21 protein-coding genes are annotated in these 17,679 nt (G+C 74.9%); 14 read left to right on the forward strand and 7 right to left on the reverse strand.

Translation table 11 applies throughout. The features are described 5' to 3' along the window. The first annotated feature begins 1 nt into the window (after position 1). Genes ACFT41_RS05900 through ACFT41_RS05910 form a run of 3 tightly spaced genes read left to right on the forward strand, consistent with a single transcriptional unit; the run spans position 2 to position 1,164 of the window. Positions 2 to 424, forward strand: coding sequence for a YidH family protein (locus tag ACFT41_RS05900; RefSeq protein ID WP_377589270.1), 423 nt, complete (start codon positions 2 to 4; stop codon positions 422 to 424). Continuing rightward, positions 421 to 723, forward strand: coding sequence for a DUF202 domain-containing protein (locus tag ACFT41_RS05905; RefSeq protein WP_377589269.1), 303 nt, complete (start codon positions 421 to 423; stop codon positions 721 to 723). The genes ACFT41_RS05900 and ACFT41_RS05905 overlap by 4 nt, the downstream gene beginning before the upstream one ends. Before the next feature lie 27 nt (positions 724 to 750). After that, positions 751 to 1,164 (forward strand): PLD nuclease N-terminal domain-containing protein, encoded by a 414-nt coding sequence (locus ACFT41_RS05910; protein WP_377589268.1) that lies wholly within the window; start codon positions 751 to 753, stop codon positions 1,162 to 1,164. 15 nt (positions 1,165 to 1,179) lie between these two features. Here the strand turns inward: ACFT41_RS05910 and ACFT41_RS05915 are convergent, their stop codons facing one another. Next, on the reverse strand, positions 1,180 to 2,802 hold the full coding sequence (locus ACFT41_RS05915; protein WP_377589267.1) for an acetolactate synthase: 1,623 nt from the start codon (positions 2,800 to 2,802) through the stop codon (positions 1,180 to 1,182). A gap of 70 nt (positions 2,803 to 2,872) precedes the next feature. Further along, a complete protein-coding gene (locus ACFT41_RS05920) occupies positions 2,873 to 3,646 on the reverse strand; it encodes an enoyl-CoA hydratase-related protein (RefSeq protein ID WP_377589266.1) in 774 nt (257 codons plus the stop codon). 98 nt (positions 3,647 to 3,744) lie between these two features. Between ACFT41_RS05920 and ACFT41_RS05925 the strand changes: the two genes are divergently transcribed. Next, entirely contained in the window at positions 3,745 to 4,233 is a 489-nt protein-coding gene (locus ACFT41_RS05925; RefSeq protein WP_377589265.1) for a DUF6232 family protein, read from the forward strand. A 195-nt stretch (positions 4,234 to 4,428) separates the two neighbouring features. Further along, a complete protein-coding gene (locus ACFT41_RS05930) occupies positions 4,429 to 4,911 on the forward strand; it encodes a DUF6232 family protein (RefSeq protein WP_377589264.1) in 483 nt (160 codons plus the stop codon). Positions 4,912 to 4,946: 35 nt separating this feature from the next. On the opposite strand, the gene ACFT41_RS05935 is transcribed toward ACFT41_RS05930, so the two are convergent. Together ACFT41_RS05935 and ACFT41_RS05940 are read right to left on the reverse strand one after the other, a co-directional pair. After that, the gene (locus ACFT41_RS05935) at positions 4,947 to 5,846 is read right to left on the reverse strand and encodes a ribokinase (RefSeq protein WP_377589263.1); all 900 of its coding nucleotides are present in this window, start codon (positions 5,844 to 5,846) and stop codon (positions 4,947 to 4,949) included. Between the two features lie 37 nt (positions 5,847 to 5,883). Continuing rightward, on the reverse strand, positions 5,884 to 6,726 hold the full coding sequence (locus ACFT41_RS05940; protein WP_377589262.1) for an ABC transporter ATP-binding protein: 843 nt from the start codon (positions 6,724 to 6,726) through the stop codon (positions 5,884 to 5,886). Positions 6,727 to 6,851: 125 nt separating this feature from the next. Here ACFT41_RS05940 and ACFT41_RS05945 point away from each other — a divergent pair, with 125 nt between their 5' ends. Beyond that, positions 6,852 to 7,787: an ABC transporter ATP-binding protein gene (locus tag ACFT41_RS05945; protein WP_377589261.1), complete on the forward strand. Its 936-nt coding sequence runs from the start codon at positions 6,852 to 6,854 to the stop codon at positions 7,785 to 7,787. After that, positions 7,784 to 8,791 (forward strand): ABC transporter permease subunit, encoded by a 1,008-nt coding sequence (locus tag ACFT41_RS05950; RefSeq protein ID WP_377589260.1) that lies wholly within the window; start codon positions 7,784 to 7,786, stop codon positions 8,789 to 8,791. The genes ACFT41_RS05945 and ACFT41_RS05950 overlap by 4 nt, the downstream gene beginning before the upstream one ends. A 77-nt stretch (positions 8,792 to 8,868) precedes the next feature. On the opposite strand, the gene ACFT41_RS05955 is transcribed toward ACFT41_RS05950, so the two are convergent. Continuing rightward, a complete protein-coding gene (locus tag ACFT41_RS05955; protein ID WP_377589259.1) occupies positions 8,869 to 10,044 on the reverse strand; it encodes an ROK family protein in 1,176 nt (391 codons plus the stop codon). Positions 10,045 to 10,206: 162 nt separating this feature from the next. On the opposite strand from ACFT41_RS05955, the gene ACFT41_RS05960 reads away from it, so the two are divergent. The 5 genes from ACFT41_RS05960 to ACFT41_RS05980 all read left to right on the forward strand — a co-directional run bounded on the left by ACFT41_RS05960 (position 10,207) and on the right by ACFT41_RS05980 (position 14,363). Then, positions 10,207 to 11,658 carry a glycoside hydrolase family 3 N-terminal domain-containing protein gene (locus tag ACFT41_RS05960; RefSeq protein WP_377589258.1) on the forward strand — a complete coding sequence of 484 codons (1,452 nt, stop codon included), beginning with the start codon at positions 10,207 to 10,209 and terminating at the stop codon, positions 11,656 to 11,658. 121 nt (positions 11,659 to 11,779) lie between these two features. Next, positions 11,780 to 12,298 carry a hypothetical protein gene (locus ACFT41_RS05965; protein ID WP_377589257.1) on the forward strand — a complete coding sequence of 173 codons (519 nt, stop codon included), beginning with the start codon at positions 11,780 to 11,782 and terminating at the stop codon, positions 12,296 to 12,298. Then, on the forward strand, positions 12,295 to 12,807 hold the full coding sequence (locus ACFT41_RS05970) for a thiol-disulfide oxidoreductase DCC family protein (RefSeq protein WP_377589256.1): 513 nt from the start codon (positions 12,295 to 12,297) through the stop codon (positions 12,805 to 12,807). The genes ACFT41_RS05965 and ACFT41_RS05970 overlap by 4 nt, the downstream gene beginning before the upstream one ends. Beyond that, positions 12,749 to 13,447 carry a TetR family transcriptional regulator gene (locus ACFT41_RS05975; RefSeq protein WP_377589255.1) on the forward strand — a complete coding sequence of 233 codons (699 nt, stop codon included), beginning with the start codon at positions 12,749 to 12,751 and terminating at the stop codon, positions 13,445 to 13,447. Before ACFT41_RS05970 ends, ACFT41_RS05975 begins: the two co-directional genes overlap by 59 nt. A gap of 469 nt (positions 13,448 to 13,916) precedes the next feature. Continuing rightward, on the forward strand, positions 13,917 to 14,363 hold the full coding sequence (locus ACFT41_RS05980) for a hypothetical protein (protein ID WP_377590393.1): 447 nt from the start codon (positions 13,917 to 13,919) through the stop codon (positions 14,361 to 14,363). A 53-nt stretch (positions 14,364 to 14,416) separates the two neighbouring features. Here ACFT41_RS05980 and ACFT41_RS05985 read toward each other — a convergent pair whose 3' ends face one another. Then, positions 14,417 to 15,079 carry a GNAT family N-acetyltransferase gene (locus ACFT41_RS05985; protein WP_377590391.1) on the reverse strand — a complete coding sequence of 221 codons (663 nt, stop codon included), beginning with the start codon at positions 15,077 to 15,079 and terminating at the stop codon, positions 14,417 to 14,419. Positions 15,080 to 15,253: 174 nt separating this feature from the next. Here ACFT41_RS05985 and ACFT41_RS05990 point away from each other — a divergent pair, with 174 nt between their 5' ends. After that, complete coding sequence (locus ACFT41_RS05990; RefSeq protein WP_377590389.1) at positions 15,254 to 15,448, forward strand: hypothetical protein; 195 nt, start codon at positions 15,254 to 15,256, stop codon at positions 15,446 to 15,448. A gap of 103 nt (positions 15,449 to 15,551) precedes the next feature. Here ACFT41_RS05990 and orn read toward each other — a convergent pair whose 3' ends face one another. After that, the gene (orn, locus tag ACFT41_RS05995; RefSeq protein WP_377590388.1) at positions 15,552 to 16,148 is read right to left on the reverse strand and encodes an oligoribonuclease; all 597 of its coding nucleotides are present in this window, start codon (positions 16,146 to 16,148) and stop codon (positions 15,552 to 15,554) included. 67 nt (positions 16,149 to 16,215) lie between these two features. On the opposite strand from orn, the gene ACFT41_RS06000 reads away from it, so the two are divergent. Further along, on the forward strand, positions 16,216 to 17,490 hold the full coding sequence (locus ACFT41_RS06000; RefSeq protein WP_377590386.1) for a glycosyltransferase family 87 protein: 1,275 nt from the start codon (positions 16,216 to 16,218) through the stop codon (positions 17,488 to 17,490). Positions 17,491 to 17,679 lie beyond the last annotated feature (189 nt).

The raw sequence follows: 17,679 nt of genomic DNA on the forward strand, positions 1-17,679 counted from the left end.
TATGCCCCGGACAAAGCGGATAATCGACGTCGTGTGGGAGACGGTACGGCGGTGGTTCGACCCGCGGGAGCTGCGGTCGGTGGGCAGCACGCCCGACTACCGCTTCTCCCTGGCCAACGAGCGGACGTTCCTGGCCTGGCTGCGCACCGGGCTGGCCCTGGTGGCCGGCGGGCTGGCCGCCGCCCAGTTCCTCCCGCCGCTGCCGCTGGTCCACCTGCGCGAGGCGATCGCCGTCGCGCTGCTGCTGCTCGGCGGCACCGTCGCCGTGCGGGCCGTCGACCACTGGGCCCGCACCGAACGGGCCATCCGGCTCGGCGAGGAACTGCCGGCGTCCCGCTTCCCCGCCGTGCTCGCCCTCGCCGTGGGGCTGGGCGCGCTGCTGCTGGTGGTCGCGGTGCTGGCCCGCGCGATCGGCGGCCGGTGACGGTCGGCGACCCGGGGCTGCAACCCGAACGCACCCGGCTCGCCTGGCGGCGCAGCCTGCTCGCGCTCACCGCCGTCACCGTGCTGACCGTCCGGCTGGCGCTCACCGGGGACGCGGCCGGGGCGGTGCTGGCCGGCGCGGCGGTCGCCGGCTGGGCCGTGACCCTGGCCCTGTGCTGGGGCCGGGCCGTCGGGTCCGGCCCGGTCCGCGCCACCTCCCGGACCATGCCGGCGCTCGCCCTCGCCGCCGCGTGGCAGGCCACGCTGGGCGTGCTGCTGGTCCTGCGCGGACTGGGGTGACGGGCTCGGGTAGGCCATGATGGGGAGATGGCCCGCCTGTACGTCCTGCTCTTCCTGGTCCAGATCGCGCTCGCGGTCTGCGCGCTGATCAGCTGCCTCTCCGCCGAGGAGGGGGCGATCCGCGGGCTGCCCCGGATCGCCTGGGTGCTGATCATCCTGTTCTTCCCGCTGGTCGGCCCGATCGCCTGGTTCCTCGCCGGCCGGCAGCGCCCCGTCGCAGGGCCGGGCGCGCCCCGGACGGCCCCCGGCACCCGGGGCGGCCCACGCCGGCCCCTCGCCCCGGACGACGACCCGGAATTCCTCGACTCCCTCGCCGAACGCTCCCGGCGGCAGGACAACGAGCTGTTCCGCCGCTGGGAGGAGGACCTGCGCCGCCGCGAGGACGACCTGCGCCGCCACGAGGGTGACCCGCCCCGGGAGGAGAACCGCCCCGAGGTGTGACCGCGCGGTCGGCGCTCAGGCCAGGTTCGACGAGCGGGGGTACGCGTCCGCCGGGTCGGTGAGCACGTTGACCAGGTACGGCACGCCGGAGGCGAACGCCCGGTCCAGGGCCGGGGCGAGGTCGCCGGCCTTCTCGACCGTCTCGCCCGCTCCGCCGAGGGCCTCGACGACCTTGTCGTAGCGCAGGCCGGGCTGGAGGTCGGCGGCGACGTCGTAGCCGTACATGGCCCGCATCGGGTGCTTCTCCAGGCCCCAGATGCCGTTGTTGCCGACCACGATCACCACGGGCAGCTTCTGGCGCACCAGGGACTCCACGTCCAGCAGCGAGAAGCCGGCCGCGCCGTCGCCCATCAGCACGCAGACCTGCCGGTCCGGGTGGCTGACCCTGGCCCCCATCGCGTAGCCCATGCCGGTGCCGAGGCAGCCGTACGGGCCGGGGTCGAGCCAGGTGCCGGGCTGCGCGGGCTCCAGGTATTTCCCGGCGTACGAGACGAAGTCGCCGCCGTCGCCGATGGTGATGGCGTCGGGGGCGAGCGCCCGGCGCAGTTCGCCGTAGACGCGGGCCGGGCGGATCGGGTCGGTCTCGGCGGCCATCTCCTCGGCGTCGCGGGCCTTCGCGGCGTCCTCGGCGACGCGCAGCTGCGCGACCCAGTCGTCGTGGTCGGCCCGGTCGCCGGGGTGCTCGGCGAACGCGGTGAGGATCAGCCGCAGGTCACCGGCGGGCGACGCGGCCGGGGTGACGTGGCCGGCGCGCTGGCTGGGCGCGTCCACCACGTGCACCACCCGGGCGTCGCCGAAGGCGCCGAAGGCGAGCCGGAAGTCCAGCGGGGTGCCGACCACGACGACGACGTCGGCGTTGCGCAGGGCGAGCCGGCGGGCCTTGGCGAAGGCCAGCGGGTGGGCCGGGGGCAACGCGCCGCGCCCCATCCCGTTGGTGAACACGGGCACCCGCAGCGCCTCGGCGGCGGCGCGCAGTGCGGCGACGGCGTCCCCGGCGTACACGTCGGAACCGGCGATGATCACCGGGCGGCTGGCGGCGGCGATCAGCCCGGCGGCCCGCGCCACCTCCTCCGGGTCGGCCTCGATCGGGGCGGGCGCGACCGCCTCGGGCAGCTCGGCGTCGCCGACGGAGAAGAGGGCCTCCAGCGGGAAGTCGAGGAAGACCGGGCCCCGGTGCGGGGCGAACGCGGTGGTCAGCGCGGCGCTGACCGCGCGCGGGATGTCGTCGGCGCCGAACACCGTCTCGGCGTGCTTGGTGACGGGGGCGACCAGCGGCAGGTGGTCCATCTCCTGGAGGCTGCCGGAGCCCCAGCGGAACTGTGGGGCCCGCCCCCCGAGCACCAGCACCGGCGAGGCGTTGAAGAAGGCGCTGGTCAGACCGGATACGCCGTTGGTGACGCCGGGGCCGGCGGTGAGCACGGCGAGGCCGGGGCGGCGGTTGAGCTTGGCCACCGCCTCGGCCGCGAACACCGCCGACTGCTCGTGCCGCACGTCGTAGAGCGGGAAGCCGGCGGAGTGCGCCGCGTCGTAGAGCGGGAAGACGTGCCCGCCGGAGAGCGTGAACATCTCGCGTACGCCGTGTGCGCGCAGCGCCGCGAGCGCCAGCTGTCCGCCGTGACCTTCGACCCGCTCCGTCATCGTCGCTCCCTCCGCCGTGGCCGGAGTCACACGTTACTGGCCGGTAGGCTGAATGTGAACCACGCTCGGCTCAGCGGCCGGTGAAGTCCGGCTTGCGCTTCTCGACGAAAGCGGCCATGCCCTCGCGCCGGTCGTCGGTGGCGAACAGCGCCGCGAAGAGCTGGGTCTCCCAGGCCAGGCCCGAGGTGAGGTCCATGTCCAGGCCGGCGTCGACCGCGAGCTTCGCCGCCCGCAGCGCCTGCACCGGCCCGGTCAGGTACGGGGTGACCAGCTCGACCGCGGCGGCGTACACGTCGGCGGCCGGCACGACCCGGTCGACCAGGCCGATCCGCAGCGCCTCCTGGGCGTCCACCATCCGGCCCGACATGACCAGGTCCTTCGCGCGGGCCGGGCCGACGAGCCGGGCCAGCCGCTGGGTGCCGCCCGCGCCGGGGATGACGCCGAGCTTGATCTCCGGCTGGCCGAGCTTCGCGTCGTCGGCCACCACCCGCCAGTCGCACGCGAGCGCCAACTCGCAGCCGCCGCCGAGGGCGTACCCGGTGATCGCGGCGACCACCGGCTTGGGGATCCGGGCGAACGCACCGAGCGCGCTGGACAGGCCCGCCGCCCGCTCCGCCATGTCCACGTAGGACATGACGGCCATCTCCTTGATGTCCGCGCCCGCCGCGAAGACCCTCTCGCCGCCGTACACGATGACGGCGCGGACCCCGGGGTCGACGGTGGCCTCCGCCGCGGCGGCGCGCAGCTCCTCCTGGACCTGCTTGTTCAGCGCGTTCATCGGCGGCCGGTCCAACCGGATGGTGCCGATGCCGTCCTTGGTCTCCAGCCGCACGAACTCGCTCACGCTGCCCTCACTTCCTCGTCGAAGTCGCGTGCCAACCTTACGGCCCGGATCGTTGGGGCAGATAGTCTGATGTCTGTCCCGTCTCCCCGGAGCCCGCCATGGTCACGTACTACGACGACAGGTCGGTGCAGGTCACCTCCACCGCCGTGCGGGTGGACGGCCGGACGTACCCGCTGGCCGAGATCAGCATGGTCTGGCACCTGCGCGGCAGCCGGTCCTGGCGGGTGCTCGCCGGCCGGGGCGCGATCGGCGCCGCGCTCGCCGGCCCGCTGGTCGCCGCCGCGCTGGGGGTGGCGCTCGCGCTCTGGCTGCACCGCTCGCTGACCGTCACGATCGCCATCGTGGGGGCCTCCGTGCTGGTCGGGCTCGCCGTCGGGCCCGTCGCCGACTTCCTCTTCGAGCACCTGGACCGCTCGTACGCCCGGGGCAGCCGCCAGTTGGAGCTGTGGGTTCGTTGGCGCGGCCAGCCGGTGCGGCTGGTGTGCACGGGCGACGCGCTGCGCTTCGGGCAGATCTACCGGGCCGTGCAGCGGGCGGTGGAGGCCAGCCAACCTCCCCGGCGCCCCTCGGCAGCCCTCGGGCAGTGACCCTCGCGTCCCCTCGGGGCGTGAGCGGCGCTGTCCGTCGCCTAGGGAGCTGCCCGCACGGACGGGGCGGGCGCACGGACGGGGCAGCTCCACAAGGGCCCGCGCGCATGAAGTGAACCCCGCCCCCGGCGGCGGGAAGAGGAGATTGTCTCGTACGCGGAGGCGTCGAACGGCGACCGTCGGTTAAGCTTGGTGATGGCCATCTATTACCGGGACGACGCGGTGCAGGTGACCTCCGAGTCGATCCAGGTGGGCGTCCACGCCATCCCGATCGCCGACGTGACGTACGTCTGGCACGCGCGCGGGCGGACCACCCTCGCCGTGCGCGGTCGGGTGATCGGCCGGGGCGTGCTGGTGCTCCTGCTGTCGCTGCCACCGCTGGTCGCGCTGGTCTGCGTGGTGTCGCTCACCTGGTCGGCGCAGGACCGGGGCAACTGGACGCTGGCCCTGATCATCCTCGCCGCCTGCGCGGTCGGCGCGCTGGCCCTGCTCCCGTTCCTGGAGGTGCCGCTCGGCTGGCTGGACCGCTCGTACGAGCGGGGCAACCGGGTCAACGAGCTGTGGGTGCAGCACCACGGCCGCGAGGTGATGCTGCTGAGCACGCCGGACGCGCTGCGGTTCGGGCAGATCTACCGGGCCGTGCAGCGGGCCGTGGAGCAGCAGGGCGACCGGGGCTGACCCGAGCTGACCGGAGGGCCGGGCCGGCGGGTGAGTCAGGCCGGCGGGGCATAGAGCTGGTCGATCTCGGCCCGGCTGGGCAGGGCCACGGACGCGCCGAGCCGGCGTACGCAGGCCGCGCCGGCCGCCGCCGCCCAGTGCACCGCCGCCCGCAGGTCTCGCCCCTCGCCCCAGGCCACCGCGAGCGCGGCCGTGAACGCGTCCCCGGCGGCGGTCGAGTCGACCACGTCGACCTGCACCGCCGGGACGTGCACCGGCGCGGCGTCGCGCTCGACGTACCGGGCGCCCTGGCCGCCGAGGGTCAGCACCGCGCGGGGCACGAGCGCGAGCAGCGCCCCGGGGTCGTCCCGCCCGGCCCCGGTGAGCGTCCGCGCCTCGTTCTCGTTGACCACCAGCAGGTCCACGGCGTCGAGCAGTTCCGCCGGCACGTGCCGCGCCGGCGCGGCGTTGAGGATCACCCGGGTGCCGGCGGCGCGGGCGGCCACCGCCGCCTCGGTCACCGTCGCCACCGGGATCTCCAGCTGGGCGACCAGGACGTCCGCCTCGCGTACGGCGGCCAGCTCGCCCCCGGTGAGGCCGGTGAACGCGGCGTTCGCGCCGGGGGTGACCAGGATCGCGTTCTCGCCGTCGGCGCTGACCATCACCAGGGCGACGCCGGACGCCCCATATACCACCCGGAGGTGACCGGTGTCGACGCCGGCCGCCGTGATCCGGGCCCGCAGGGTCACCCCGAACGCGTCGGAGCCGATCGCGCCGAGAAAGGCGCAGGACGCGCCGGCCCGCGTGGCGGCGATCGCCTGGTTGGCCCCCTTCCCGCCGGGGACCATGACGAAGTCGCTGCCGAGCACCGTCTCGCCGGGGCGGGGCAGGGCCCCGGCGGTGGCCACCAGGTCCATGTTGGCGCTGCCCACGACGACGACGCGCGGCTGCCGCACAGTTGCCTCCCTTGCTCCGGTCTCTCCTGACCCGGCCTCAGGCGGCGCGGGCCGTCCAGCGGTCGCCGTAGCGCTCGACCGTCAGCGGCAGGCCGAAGGTCTTGGAGAGATTGTCGGCGGTGAGGGCGTCGCCGAGCAGCCCCTGGGCCACCACCGCGCCCTCGCGCAGCAGCAGCGCGTGGGTGAAGCCGGGCGGGATCTCCTCGACGTGGTGGGTGACCAGGACCAGGGCCGGGGCGTCCGGGTCGTGCGCCAGCTCGGCCAGCCGGGCCACCAGGTCCTCGCGCCCGCCCAGGTCGAGCCCGGCGGCGGGCTCGTCGAGCAGCAGCAGCTCGGGGTCGGTCATCAGCGCGCGGGCGATCTGCACCCGCTTGCGCTCCCCCTCGGACAGCGTGCCGTAGGCCCGGTCGGCGAGGTGCCCGACGCCGAGCTGACCGAGCAGGGCGCGGGCCCGGGCCTCGTCGCTGGGGTCGTAGCTCTCCCGCCAGCGCCCGACGACCGCCCAGGCGGCGGTGACCACCACGTCGGTCACCCGCTCCTCGGCGGGCAACTGCCCGGCGAGGGCTGCGGTGGACAGGCCGATGCGCATCCGCAGCTCGTTGACATCGGTGCGGCCGATGCGCTCGCCGAGCACGTGGGCGACGCCGGTGGTCGGGTGCAGCCGGCCGGCGGCCAGGCTCAGCAGCGTCGTCTTCCCGGCTCCGTTGGGGCCCAGCACGACCCAGCGTTCGTCCAGCTCGACCCGCCAGTCCACGTCGTGCAGCAGCGCGGTGCCGGACCGGCGTACGCCGACACCGTCGAGGCTGACCACCAGATCCGCGTCCACGGGGGTGGCGGCGGGGGCGGCGCCGGGGGCGCCGGGGATCAGGTCACCAGTCACCCGCCCATCCAACCACGCACCGCCGTACCGCCCCCCACGGGCGGCGTCCACACCCTAGGGTTGGGCGCCGTGTCGTTGGTCACCGCACGGGGGAGGACACGGATGCCGCACCGGGAGCACGTCGGATGAGCGCGGTCATCGAGATCGAGGTGCTGCGCAAGACGTTCCACGGCCCGTACCGGAGCCGGCACGTCGCCGTCGACGGCTTCGACCTGCTGGTGGGGCGGGGCGAGGTCCACGGCTTCCTCGGGCCGAACGGCTCGGGCAAGACCACCACGCTGCGCGCCCTGCTCGGCCTGGTCCGCGCCGACTCCGGCCGGATGCGGCTGTTCGGCGAGGACCTCCCGCGCGCGCAGGCTCGGGTGGCCGCCCGGGTCGGCGCGATCGTGGAGACCCCGCAGTTCTTCGGCAACTTCACCGGGCACCGCACGCTGCGGCTGCTCGCCCTGGCCGGCGGGGTGCCGACCCGGCGGGTCGACGAGGCGCTGGCGCAGGTGGGGCTGCTCGACCGGGGCGAGGACGAGGTGCGGGGCTACTCGCTGGGCATGCGGCAGCGGCTCGCGGTGGCCTCGGCGCTGCTCAAGGAGCCGGAGCTGCTGATCCTCGACGAGCCGGCGAACGGGCTGGACCCGGCGGGCATCCGGGAGATGCGGGACCTGATGCGGTCGCTGGCCGCCTCGGGGGTGACGGTCCTGCTGTCCAGCCACATCCTCGGGGAGATCCAGCTGATCTGCGACCACGTGACGATCGTGGCGGCGGGGCGGCGGGTGGCCGCCGGCCCGGTGGCGGAGGTGCTGGCCGGCCACGACCAGCACGAGTGGCTGGTCCGCGTGCCGGAGCCCGACCGGGCGGCGGAGCTGCTGCGCGCCGCCGGGCTGGCGGCCGACGAGCGCCCCGACCACCTGCTGGTCGGCGGGGTGTCCGACGCCGGCGAGGTCAGTCGGCTGCTCGGCGAGCAGGGGCTGTGGGTACGCGAGCTGGCGCCGCTGCGGCCGGACCTGGAGAGCGTCTTCCTGGAGCTGACCGACGGCGGCGCGCGGGACGGGGAGGCGGGGGAATGAACCTGGTCCGGGCCGAGTGGGAGCGGCTGGCCGCGCGCCGCTTCGTGCGACTCATGCTGGTGCTGCTGGTGCTGGCGTTCGCGGTCACGGCGGTGACCACACTGGCGGGTTCGCACCGGCCGTCGCCGGACGAGATCGTCGCGGCGCAGCAGACCGCCGCCGAGCAGCGGCAGGCGCTGGAGGACACGTTCCAGCAGTGCCTGGCGGCCGTACGCGGGACGCTGCCGCCGGAGGCGGCCGAGGAGTACCCGCCGGACTGCTCGGCGTTCGACCCGGGCCAGCGGGACCGACTGCCGGTGGCCGCCGACCACCTCCAGGGGGTGTTCACCTTCGCCGACCAGGCCCGGCCGCTGCTCTACTTCCTCGTCGCGTTCCTGGTGCTGTTCGGGTTCCTGGTGGGCGCCTCGTACATCGGGGCGGACCTGTCCACCGGCGGGGTGGTGAACCTGCTGATCTGGCGGCCCCGGCGGCTCGCCGTGCTCGGCGCGAAGCTGGGCACCCTGCTGGGGGCGCTGACGCTGCTGTCGGCGCTGGCCTCGGCGGCGTACCTGGGCGCGTTCTGGCTGATCGGGCAGGGCGCCGGGCTGCCCGGGGCGACGGGCGGTGAGTTCTGGCCGTCGCTGGGGCTGATCTGGCTGCGCGGGTTGGTGCTGGTGCTGCTCGCCTCGGCGGCCGGCTTCGCCCTCGCCACGCTGGGCCGGCGGACGGCGGCGGCGCTCGGCGCGGTGACCGCGTACGCGGTGGTGTGGGAGCTGGGCCTGCGGGTGGTGGTGGAGGTGGTGGGGCTGCCGCGCGGCGAGGACTGGATGCTCTCCACGTATCTCGACGCCTGGCTGACGGGGCAGGCCCGGCTCTCCGACGCCACCGCCTGCCGGGGGGTGAGCGGCTACTGCGACGCCAGCTACGAGGTCGGCTGGGGGTTCGCCCTGGTGGTGCTGCTGACGCTCGTCGGCGCGCTGACGGCGGCGGCGTTCGGCGCGTTCCGCCGCCGCGACCTCGTCTGAGCCACCCGCCAGGCGCGGCAACGCCTTGCAGCACCCATGGCAGTGGTGAAGAATTCCTTCACATGAACCGCGCGGGGTCAGCCAACGGTGCTGCCGAACACCTCGTCGCGCACCGCGTCCAGGGCGGTGCGCAGGGCCCCGTGCAGGATCGGCTCCTCGGTCAGCCCGGTCGGCACCACCCGGGGGCGGACCAGGGTGATGGCGGCCACCTCGTGCTGCACCCGCTCGGCCAGCGCCGCGCCGCCGGCCTGGCCGACCTCGCCCGCGAGCACCACCAGCGGCGGGTCGAGCACCACGCAGGTGCTCGCCACGCCCAGGGCCAGCCGGCGGGCCAACTCGTCGAGCAGCGGGCCCCCGGCGGTGCCGGCGGCGATCGCCGCGCGCACCGCGTCCGCCGCCGAATCGGCCGGCAGCCCGTGCTCCCGGGCCACCGCGAGCACCGCGTCCGCCCCGGCGAGCTGCTGGAAGGCCGGCTTGGCCCGGCGCGACACGTCGCGCGGGATGGGCACGCCGGGCACCGGCAGGTAGCCGATCTCGCCGGCCGCGCCGCTGCTGCCGTGGTGCAGCCGGCCGCCGAGCATGATCGCCAGGCCGACGCCCGCACCGACCCAGACCAGCACGAAGTCGCGGTTCTCCCGGGCCGCCCCCGACTGCGCCTCGGCCACGGCGGCCAGGTTGACGTCGTTCTCGAAGACCACCGGGGTTGCCAGGTCCTCCCGCAGCGCGGCGAGCAGGCCCCGGTGCCAGCGCGGCAGGTCGAACGCGAACGTGATGTCGCCGCTGGCCGGGTCGACCAGGCCGGGGGTGCCCAGCACCACCCGGCGCACGCTGGACAGCTTAGCGCCGGCGCCGCTCGCGGCCTGGACGACGGCGTTGTGCACCACCCCGACCGGGTCGTCGGTGTCCCGGGTGGACTGCTCCACCCGGGACACGACCGCGCCGGTGATGTCCGCGCAGGCGGCCACCACCCGCTCGGCGCCGACGTCCACCCCGACCACGTACGCCGAGCCCGGCCGGACGGCGTAGAGCTGGGCGTTCGGGCCCCGCCCGCCGGCCTGCTCGCCGACCCGGGCGACCAGGCCGCGCTCCTCCAGCCGCTCGACGAGCTGGGAGGCGGTGACCTTGGACAGGCCGGTCAGCTCGCCGAGCCGGGCCCGGGTCAGCGGCCCCTGCTCCAGTAGCAGCTCCAGCGCCGCGCGGTCGTTGAGCGCCCGCAACAGGCGGGGGGTGCCGGGCAGCCGGGTCGCACTCATGCCACGTCCTCTATTTTTCGTAAACTTTGCTAACCAAACCGACACGCGGGTGACCGTAGCGTAACGGCCACCCCGAACCGGGGTACTCGGACGACCCGGCACCAGCCGACGCCTCCGGTACGACGCTCGTGCCCGGCCGGGCACGACAGAGGGGAGACCTCCGTGGGGACCGATCCTGGACTTCGCCGGCTCGCGCTGGGCACGCTGCTCGCCGCGTACCCGGGGCCGGTCCCGCCGGACTGGGCCGTCGACCTCGTCGCCGAGGGGCTGGCCGGGCACACCCTGTTCGGCACGAACGTGCACGACCCGGCCCAGGTGGCGGCCAGCACCGCCGCGCTGCGCGCCGCCCGCGCCGAGGTGCTGATCGCGATCGACGAGGAGGGCGGGGACGTGACCCGCCTCGCCCATGCCACCGGCAGCCCGTACCCGGGCAACGCCGCCCTCGGCGCGGTCGACGACCCGGCGCTGACCGAGCGGGTGTACGCGGCGATCGGCGCCGAGCTGGCCGCCCTGGGGATCACCGTCGACCTCGCCCCGACCGTGGACGTGAACACCGCCGACGAGAACCCCGTGATCGGCACCCGCTCCTTCGGCGCGGACCCGACCCGGGTGGCCGCCCACTCGGCCGCCGCCGTCGCCGGCCTCCAGTCGACCGGCGTCGCCGCCTGCGCCAAGCACTTCCCCGGCCACGGCGCGACGGTCGCCGACAGCCACCACGAGCTGCCCACCGTGGAGGCGTCCCCGGCGGTGCTGCGCGAGCGCGACCTGCCCCCGTTCGCGGCGGCCGTCGACGCCGGGGTCCTGTCGATCATGACCGCGCACATCCGGGTGCCCGCGCTGACCGGCGACGGCCCGGCCACCTTCAGCCGTACGGTCCTGGTCGACCTGCTCCGCCGCGAGCTGGGCTTCACCGGGGCGGTGATCACCGACGCGCTGGAGATGAAGGGCGCGGCGCTGGCCGCCGGCGGCGTCGGCCCGGCCGCCGTCCTGGCGCTCGCCGCCGGGGCGGACCTGCTCTGCATCGGCGCGCGGGTCGACGCCGGCCTGGTCGGGCGGGTCGCCGCCGAGATCGTCGCCGCGCTCGGCGACGGCCGGCTGGACCGGGCCCGCGTCGAGCAGGCCGCGGGCCGCGCCGCCGCGCTCGCCGCCGCGACCCAAGCCGCCGGCGCGCCGACCCCCGCCCCCACCGACCTGGGGTACGCCGTCGCGCGGCGCGCCGTCCGCGTGGAGGGCGACGTCGCCGGGCTGGGGCGCCCCCTCGTCGTGCAGCTGCACGCCGCGACCACGATCGCGCAGGGGCGGGTGCCGTGGGGCCTCGGCCCGCACCTGACCGAGCTGGAGGAGATCCGGGTGGTGGCCGCCGAGGCGGACGCGGCGACGCTGCGCGCCCTCGCCGGGGACCGGCCGATCGTGCTGGTCGGCCGGCACCTGCACCGGCTGCCGGGCGGCGCGGGGCTGGTCGACGCGCTGGCCGCCGCGCACCCGGTGGTCGTGGTCGAGATGGGCTGGCCGGGGCGGTGGCGGCCGGCGGACGTGCGCGCGTTCGTCACCACGTACGGCGCCAGCCACGCCAACGGCCGCGCGGCGGCCCAGGCCCTCGGCCTGACCGTCTGACCCGAACACCGCCACCGGCCCGGGACGGGGCCGCGATCGGTCGACCCATCTTGAACGCGTTCAAGTTCTGCCCTACAGTAGGGACGACCCGATTTTGAACGTGTTCAAGGAAGGTGCCGGGATGGACGTCAAGGTCTGGATGTACCTGGTCTACCTCGCGGTCAGCATCGGCCTGACCATCTGGGTGGCGCGGTCGCTGTCCCGCAACGGGCTGGTGTTCCTGGAGGAGGTCTTCGCCGACGAGCGGCTGGCCCACGCCGTGAACAGCCTCCTCGTCGTCGGCTTCTACCTGCTCAACCTCGGCTACGTCACGGTGGCTATGCGGCACCGCGACCCGGTCACCGGCACCAGCCAGGCGATGGAGGAGCTGTCCCTGAAGGTGGGGCTGGTGCTGCTGGTGCTCGGCGCGCTGCACTTCTTCAACGTGTTCGCGCTCGGCCGCTACCGCCGGGGCCGGCTGCGTCAGCTCGCCACCCACCCCCCGGTGGCACCCGTCGGCCGGCTCGCCCCGCCGCCCGCCCAGCCCGCCCCGCACGGCCTCCACCCCGTCCCGCACCCCACCGCCCCGTACCCCACCACGCCCCCGGCCGCCCCGCACGGCGGCGCGACCGGCGCCGGCCCGGTTCCGCCGGCCCGATGAGCCAACCGCTCCCCGTCCCGGCGGGCGGGACCGATCCCACCGCACACGGGGGCGGTGGGATCGGCGCCCTCACCGTCCTCTACGACGCGCACTGCCCGCTGTGTCGGGCCGCCCGGCGCTGGCTGGCCACGCGCGCCCAGCTCGTACCCCTGGAGTTCGTGCCGGCCGGGTCGGTCGAGGCCCGGCGGCGCTTCCCGGGCCTCGACCACGACGCCACGCTGCGCGACCTGACCGTGGTGGCCGACACCGGGGAGGTGTACGCGGGCGACGGGGCCTGGTTCGCCTGCCTGTGGGCGCTGGCGGACCACCGGGCCACGGCCGAGCGGCTGGCCCGGCCGCACCTGATGCCGCTGGCCCGGCGGGTGGTGGCCACCGCCTCGTCGGTGCGCGGGCTGATCCGCGAGCCGTGGGACGGATCGACCGGCCCCGACCCGGGATACGGTGAGGACGATGACCGAGCAGACTGCGCCGACGACCGCTGCGGGCGAGGCGGCGACCGTCCGGGGTGAGCAGACCCGGCGGCTGATCCTGGACACCGCGCTGCGGATGTTCCGGGAACGCGGCTACGCCCGCACCACCATGCGGGCCATCGCCCAGGAGGCGGGCGTCGCGGTCGGCAACGCGTACTACTACTTCGGCTCCAAGGACCACCTGATCCAGGAGTTCTACGCGGGCACGCAGCTGGAGCACCGGGCCGCCGCGGCGGCGGTGCTGGCGCGGGAGACCGGGTTCGGGGAAAGGCTGACCGGAGTGCTGCACGCCGGCATCGACGTGCTCGGCCCGTACCACGAATTCGCCGCGACGTTCTTCAAGACCGCGGCCGAGCCGACGTCGCCGCTGAGCCCGTTCTCCGCCGAGTCCGCCGGCCCCCGGCAGGCGTCCGTCGCGCTGTTCCGCGAGGTCCTCGACGGCTCGACCGCGAAGGTCGACCCCGAGCTGCGCCCGGAGCTGCCCGAGCTGCTCTGGCTGGCATACCTGGGGGTGGTCCTGTACTGGGTGCACGACCGCTCGCCGGGGCAGGCGAAGACCCGGCAGCTCATCGACGGCGCGGTGCCGCTGGTCGACCGCCTCGTCGGCCTGTCCCGGCTGCGGGTGCTGCGGCCGGCGACCCGCCAGGCGATCGCCCTGATCCGCACGCTGCGTCACTGAACCTCAGGCGGCTGGTTTCGCTTATCCGCAGGTCAAGTCCGCTAGACGACACCGCCGACCCGCCGGCTCCCCCTTGCCCACCTCGATTCCGATACGTAGCGTCATGAGCGGGACGGCGGCGGGTGGTGAGCGACCGACCGCCCCACGGGGAGGACCTGGGGGGAGGCCGCGCGGACCGTGGATCCGGCCCGGGATCCACGGTCCGCGTCCTACCGTCACAACTTGCCACCTTTTATGGATAGCTGTCGTTGATTCGACAGCTTTTCGGTATCGACGTGAGAGCTGACCTTTGGCATGCTTTGCACTATTGGCGCTCTCTGATCCATCGGTTTCCGAGCCTTCCCATCGCAGGAGCCCGCTGCTTCCCGGCGGGCGGATGGAAGAGCGCCCCCGGCCCGCCAGGCTTTGGCTTCGTCCTGTCCACCTGCGGGTCCGTCCCGTCCGGCAAGACAGACCGAAGGGAGCCATCGTGCGTCACGTCCGCAGGGTTCTTGCACTCGTCCTGTCCACGGTGACCATGAGCGGCGCATTCGTTGTCGCCCTCGCGTCACCCTCGCAGGCCGCCGTGTCCTGTTCCGGGACCATCAGCTACAGCGAGAGCTACGGTCCCGGCGAGTTGACGATTTTCTACAACACCTCCAACGGCGGCACGAACAGCGCGTGCTTCTACCACAAGGGCGCGGCATACGGCGTCGCCGCACCGACCTCCGTACGCGCGTACCGATGCACGCAGCAGTCCGGCGAGGGGCAGCCGTGCACGGTCGCGGCCAGCTCCAGTGAGGACCTCGGCAACTACGCCTACTATGCGGGGCCGCGAGGTGTCACCGGCACCGCGAACTACTGCGTCGCCGCGGTCGGCTACATCGACTGGCAGGGTTACCGCTACACGATCAGCAGCGGGCGACAGGGCTGCTGACCGGGCTGGGGTCCCACTGACCGGTGACCCGGGTCGGGGCTGGGGACGCCCGCCTACGGCGGATAGACCCCGTACGACCGCCAGCCCCGGTCCGGGAAGCCGGCGGCCTCCGCCACCCGCGCCGACGCGCCGTTGGCCGGGTCGTGCCGGTACGTCGGCACAGCGCCCTCGTCGAGGACCCGCCGGGCGGCCTGGGCCACCAGCCGGCGGGCCAGCCCCCGGCCCCGGGCGGCCCGCACGGTGCCGACGGCCAGCTCGTGGCCGTGGGCGTCGTGCCGCTTGATCGCCACGCCGGCCAGGTACCGCCCGTCGGCCTCCCGCACCACCAGCACCTCGCGGTCGAACAACCCCAGCCACCGGGGCAGCCCCGGCTCGGTCGGCGCGACCCACTCCCCGACCGCCGGCAGCGGGGCCGGGGCCAGGGTCCACCGGAACACGTCGTCGTTTGGCACCCACCGGGGGTGGGCGACGGCGGCAGGCAGGCCGGCGAGCAGCCGCCGCTGCGACCGGGCGGCGAGGGCCCGCACCTCCGCCACGTGCCGGGGCGCGACCGAGAGCACCGTGCCGCGCCCGTCGCCCACCGCGATCGCCGGGCGGAGCCGGCCGTCCCAGGCGGGCAGGTCACGCCGGTACGAGCCGACCACGTGCAGCCCGGGGCCCGGCGGCCACTGCCCGAGCCAGCTCACCAGGTGCAGGTACAACCGCCGGTCGCCCACCGGTCGCCTCCCTCCGCCGCGCCCGCCGGGGGGCGCCGACATGATCACGGTACGCCGCCGGGCCGGCGATCGTGCGCCGGCCGGTCGAGGTCCGGGACGGCGGGAACCGGAGGCACCGCGACCACGTCATATCTATTTCCATACATGTACAAATTTCTCTGGGACGGTATGGTCATGCCGAATCTGCCTGAGGACCGACACGAGCAGGACGCCGAGCGGCGCTGGCGGGTGGCGCGGGGATGGTTCCTTGCCCAGCCGGCGTACCGGGAGGCTCGCAACGTGCGCGGCGTGCAGCCGGCGCTGTCCTGGGCGGAGCTGAACCGGCTGCCCGCCGGCGTCTCCACCCGGCGCGGCCTCACGGCCCGCTGACGGCCGAACGCGCGTCCGGTGGCGGGTGCCGTCCCCGGGGCGACCGGGTCGGGCGGGCCACGAGGGCCCGGGCTCAGAGCAGCAGGGCTGCTCAGAGCAGGGCTCAGAGCTGCGCGGCGATGGCCTTCGCGCTGTCCACGTCGGGGCCGGGCAGCGGGACGAAGATCGTCCGCCGGTAGTATTCCAGCTCGCGGATGCTCTCCCGGATGTCGGCCAGCGCCCGGTGGGCCAGCCCCTTGCGCGGCTGCCCGAAGTAAACCCGCGGATACCAGCGCCGGCACAGTTCCTTGATGGAGGAAACGTCGATCATCCGGTAGTGCAGGTGCGCGTCGAGGCGCGGCATGTCCCGGGCGATGAATCCCCGGTCGGTGGCGATCGAGTTGCCGCACAGCGGGGCGGAGCGCGGATCCTTCACGTGGCTGCTGACGTAGTCGAGCACCAGGTCCTCGGCCTCGGCGAGGGTCACGGCGGAACGCCGGACCTCCTCGGTCAGCCCGGACTTGCCGTGCATGGTGCGGACGATCTCCGGCATCGCCTCCAGCGCCGCCTCGTCCGCGTGGATCACCACGTCGACCCCGTCGCCGAGCACGTTGAGGTCGGGGTCGGTGACCAGCGCGGCGACCTCGATCAGGGCGTCCCTGCCGAGGTCCAACCCGGTCATCTCACAGTCGATCCAGACGAGGAGATCAGCCACGGGCACAGCCTACGCGCAGCCCACGCCCTCGCGCCTCGGCACCGTACGCCGGATGGGCCGCTAGGGTTTCCCCGTGCCAGCTGAACCGATCGCGCTACCCTCCGTAACCGCCGACGAGCCGGGCGGCCGCCGGGTCCGCCGGCTGGTCACGGTGCTGGCCCTGGCGGCCGTGCTGCCGGCGCTGTACCTGCCGGGCCTGAAGCACGACTTCCTCGACCTCAAGATCTACATGCGGGCGATGGACTGGTGGGTCGCCGGCCACCCGCTCTACGACTACGTGCAGCCGGACCGGGTGCAGGGCGAGCTGTACTTCACCTACCCGCCGGTGAGCGCGCTGCTGCTGCGCCCGTTCGCGCTGCTGCCGCTGGGGCTGACGATCGCGGTCTTCACGATCCTCACCGCGCTCGGCGTGGTGGTGACCACGCGGTGGCTGCTCGCCCCGGTCGTCGCCCGGCACGGCCTGCCCCGGGTGTTCACCCTCACCGTCGGGGTGCTGCTGGTCTTCGCCGTGGAGAGCACCCGGGAGACGATCACCTTCGGCCAGATCAACATGCTGCTGGTCGTGCTGATCCTGGCCGACCTCCTCTTCGCCGTGCCGCAGGGGCGACGCTGGGCGGGCGTGGGCGTCGGGCTGGCCACCGCGCTGAAGCTCTACCCCGGCATCTTCATCGTCTACCTGCTGGCCACCCGGCGGTGGCGGGACGCGGCCGTGGCCTCGGCGACCGCCGCCGGGGCGACCCTGCTCGCGGCGGCCGTGGCCCCGGCGGACTCGTGGCGGTTCTTCACCCACGAGCTGTGGGCGACCGACCGGGTGGGGCGCACCGACTACACCGGCAACCAGTCGCTGTTCGGGCTGCTCAGCCGGCTCACCGCGCCGGCCGAGCCGAGCCGGCTGCTGTGGCTCGCGCTGGCCGCGCTGATCGCCGGGTACGGGCTGTGGCGGGCCGCCCGCGCCGCCCGCGCCGGGGACGCGCTGACCGGCCTGACGCTGACCGGCCTGGTGGGGGCGCTGGTCAGCCCGATCACCTGGACCCACCACATCTACTGGTTCGTGCCGGCGGTGGTGCTGCTCGTCGACGCGGCGCTCGGCACCGACCCGGCCACGCCGGCCGGGACCCGACGGCGACGGTGGCTGACCGGCCTGGCCTTCGGCACCGGCGCGCTGATCACCTACGGGGTGGTGTCGTTCCACGACTGGGGGGTGGCCCCGGTGCCCACCGACTCGCCCGGCGAGTTCCTGGTCCGCAACACGTACGTGCTGCTGAGCCTGCTGCTGGTGGTGGCCCTGCCCGTCGCCCGCCCCGGCCGGAGCGAGAAATCGCACCAACTGGACAGTTCTCCCGAGTAGCGTCGTTAGCGGCTAATCTGACCCATACCTCGGGCATCCCCCGTGGCACCGATCCCCCGGTGCAGGCGGGCCGCCCGGTGGGCCGCACCGGGGGCCCCCCGCGGGGGGGGAAGGTAGGGCCCCCGGTCAAACCCAGAGGGGGTGTGGGCGTGCCAGCGAACCACCCCCCCCCCCCCCCCGGGGCCGGGG

The organism is Micromonospora sp. NPDC057141 (assembly GCF_042670805.1).
Classification (GTDB): Bacteria; Actinomycetota; Actinomycetes; order Mycobacteriales; family Micromonosporaceae; genus Micromonospora.

What these genes read in the sequence shown, in the direction of transcription:
- ACFT41_RS05900 (WP_377589270.1), top strand. Translation starts at nt 2, where the DNA reads ATGCCCCGGACAAAGCGGATAATCGACGTCGTGTGGGAGACGGTACGG.
- ACFT41_RS05910 (WP_377589268.1), top strand. Translation starts at nt 751, where the DNA reads ATGGCCCGCCTGTACGTCCTGCTCTTCCTGGTCCAGATCGCGCTCGCG.
- ACFT41_RS05915 (WP_377589267.1), bottom strand. Translation starts at nt 2,802, where the DNA reads ATGACGGAGCGGGTCGAAGGTCACGGCGGACAGCTGGCGCTCGCGGCG.
- ACFT41_RS05925 (WP_377589265.1), top strand. Translation starts at nt 3,745, where the DNA reads ATGGTCACGTACTACGACGACAGGTCGGTGCAGGTCACCTCCACCGCC.
- ACFT41_RS05930 (WP_377589264.1), top strand. Translation starts at nt 4,429, where the DNA reads ATGGCCATCTATTACCGGGACGACGCGGTGCAGGTGACCTCCGAGTCG.
- ACFT41_RS05945 (WP_377589261.1), top strand. Translation starts at nt 6,852, where the DNA reads ATGAGCGCGGTCATCGAGATCGAGGTGCTGCGCAAGACGTTCCACGGC.
- ACFT41_RS05950 (WP_377589260.1), top strand. Translation starts at nt 7,784, where the DNA reads ATGAACCTGGTCCGGGCCGAGTGGGAGCGGCTGGCCGCGCGCCGCTTC.
- ACFT41_RS05955 (WP_377589259.1), bottom strand. Translation starts at nt 10,044, where the DNA reads ATGAGTGCGACCCGGCTGCCCGGCACCCCCCGCCTGTTGCGGGCGCTC.
- ACFT41_RS05965 (WP_377589257.1), top strand. Translation starts at nt 11,780, where the DNA reads ATGGACGTCAAGGTCTGGATGTACCTGGTCTACCTCGCGGTCAGCATC.
- ACFT41_RS05970 (WP_377589256.1), top strand. Translation starts at nt 12,295, where the DNA reads ATGAGCCAACCGCTCCCCGTCCCGGCGGGCGGGACCGATCCCACCGCA.
- ACFT41_RS05975 (WP_377589255.1), top strand. Translation starts at nt 12,749, where the DNA reads ATGACCGAGCAGACTGCGCCGACGACCGCTGCGGGCGAGGCGGCGACC.
- ACFT41_RS05990 (WP_377590389.1), top strand. Translation starts at nt 15,254, where the DNA reads ATGCCGAATCTGCCTGAGGACCGACACGAGCAGGACGCCGAGCGGCGC.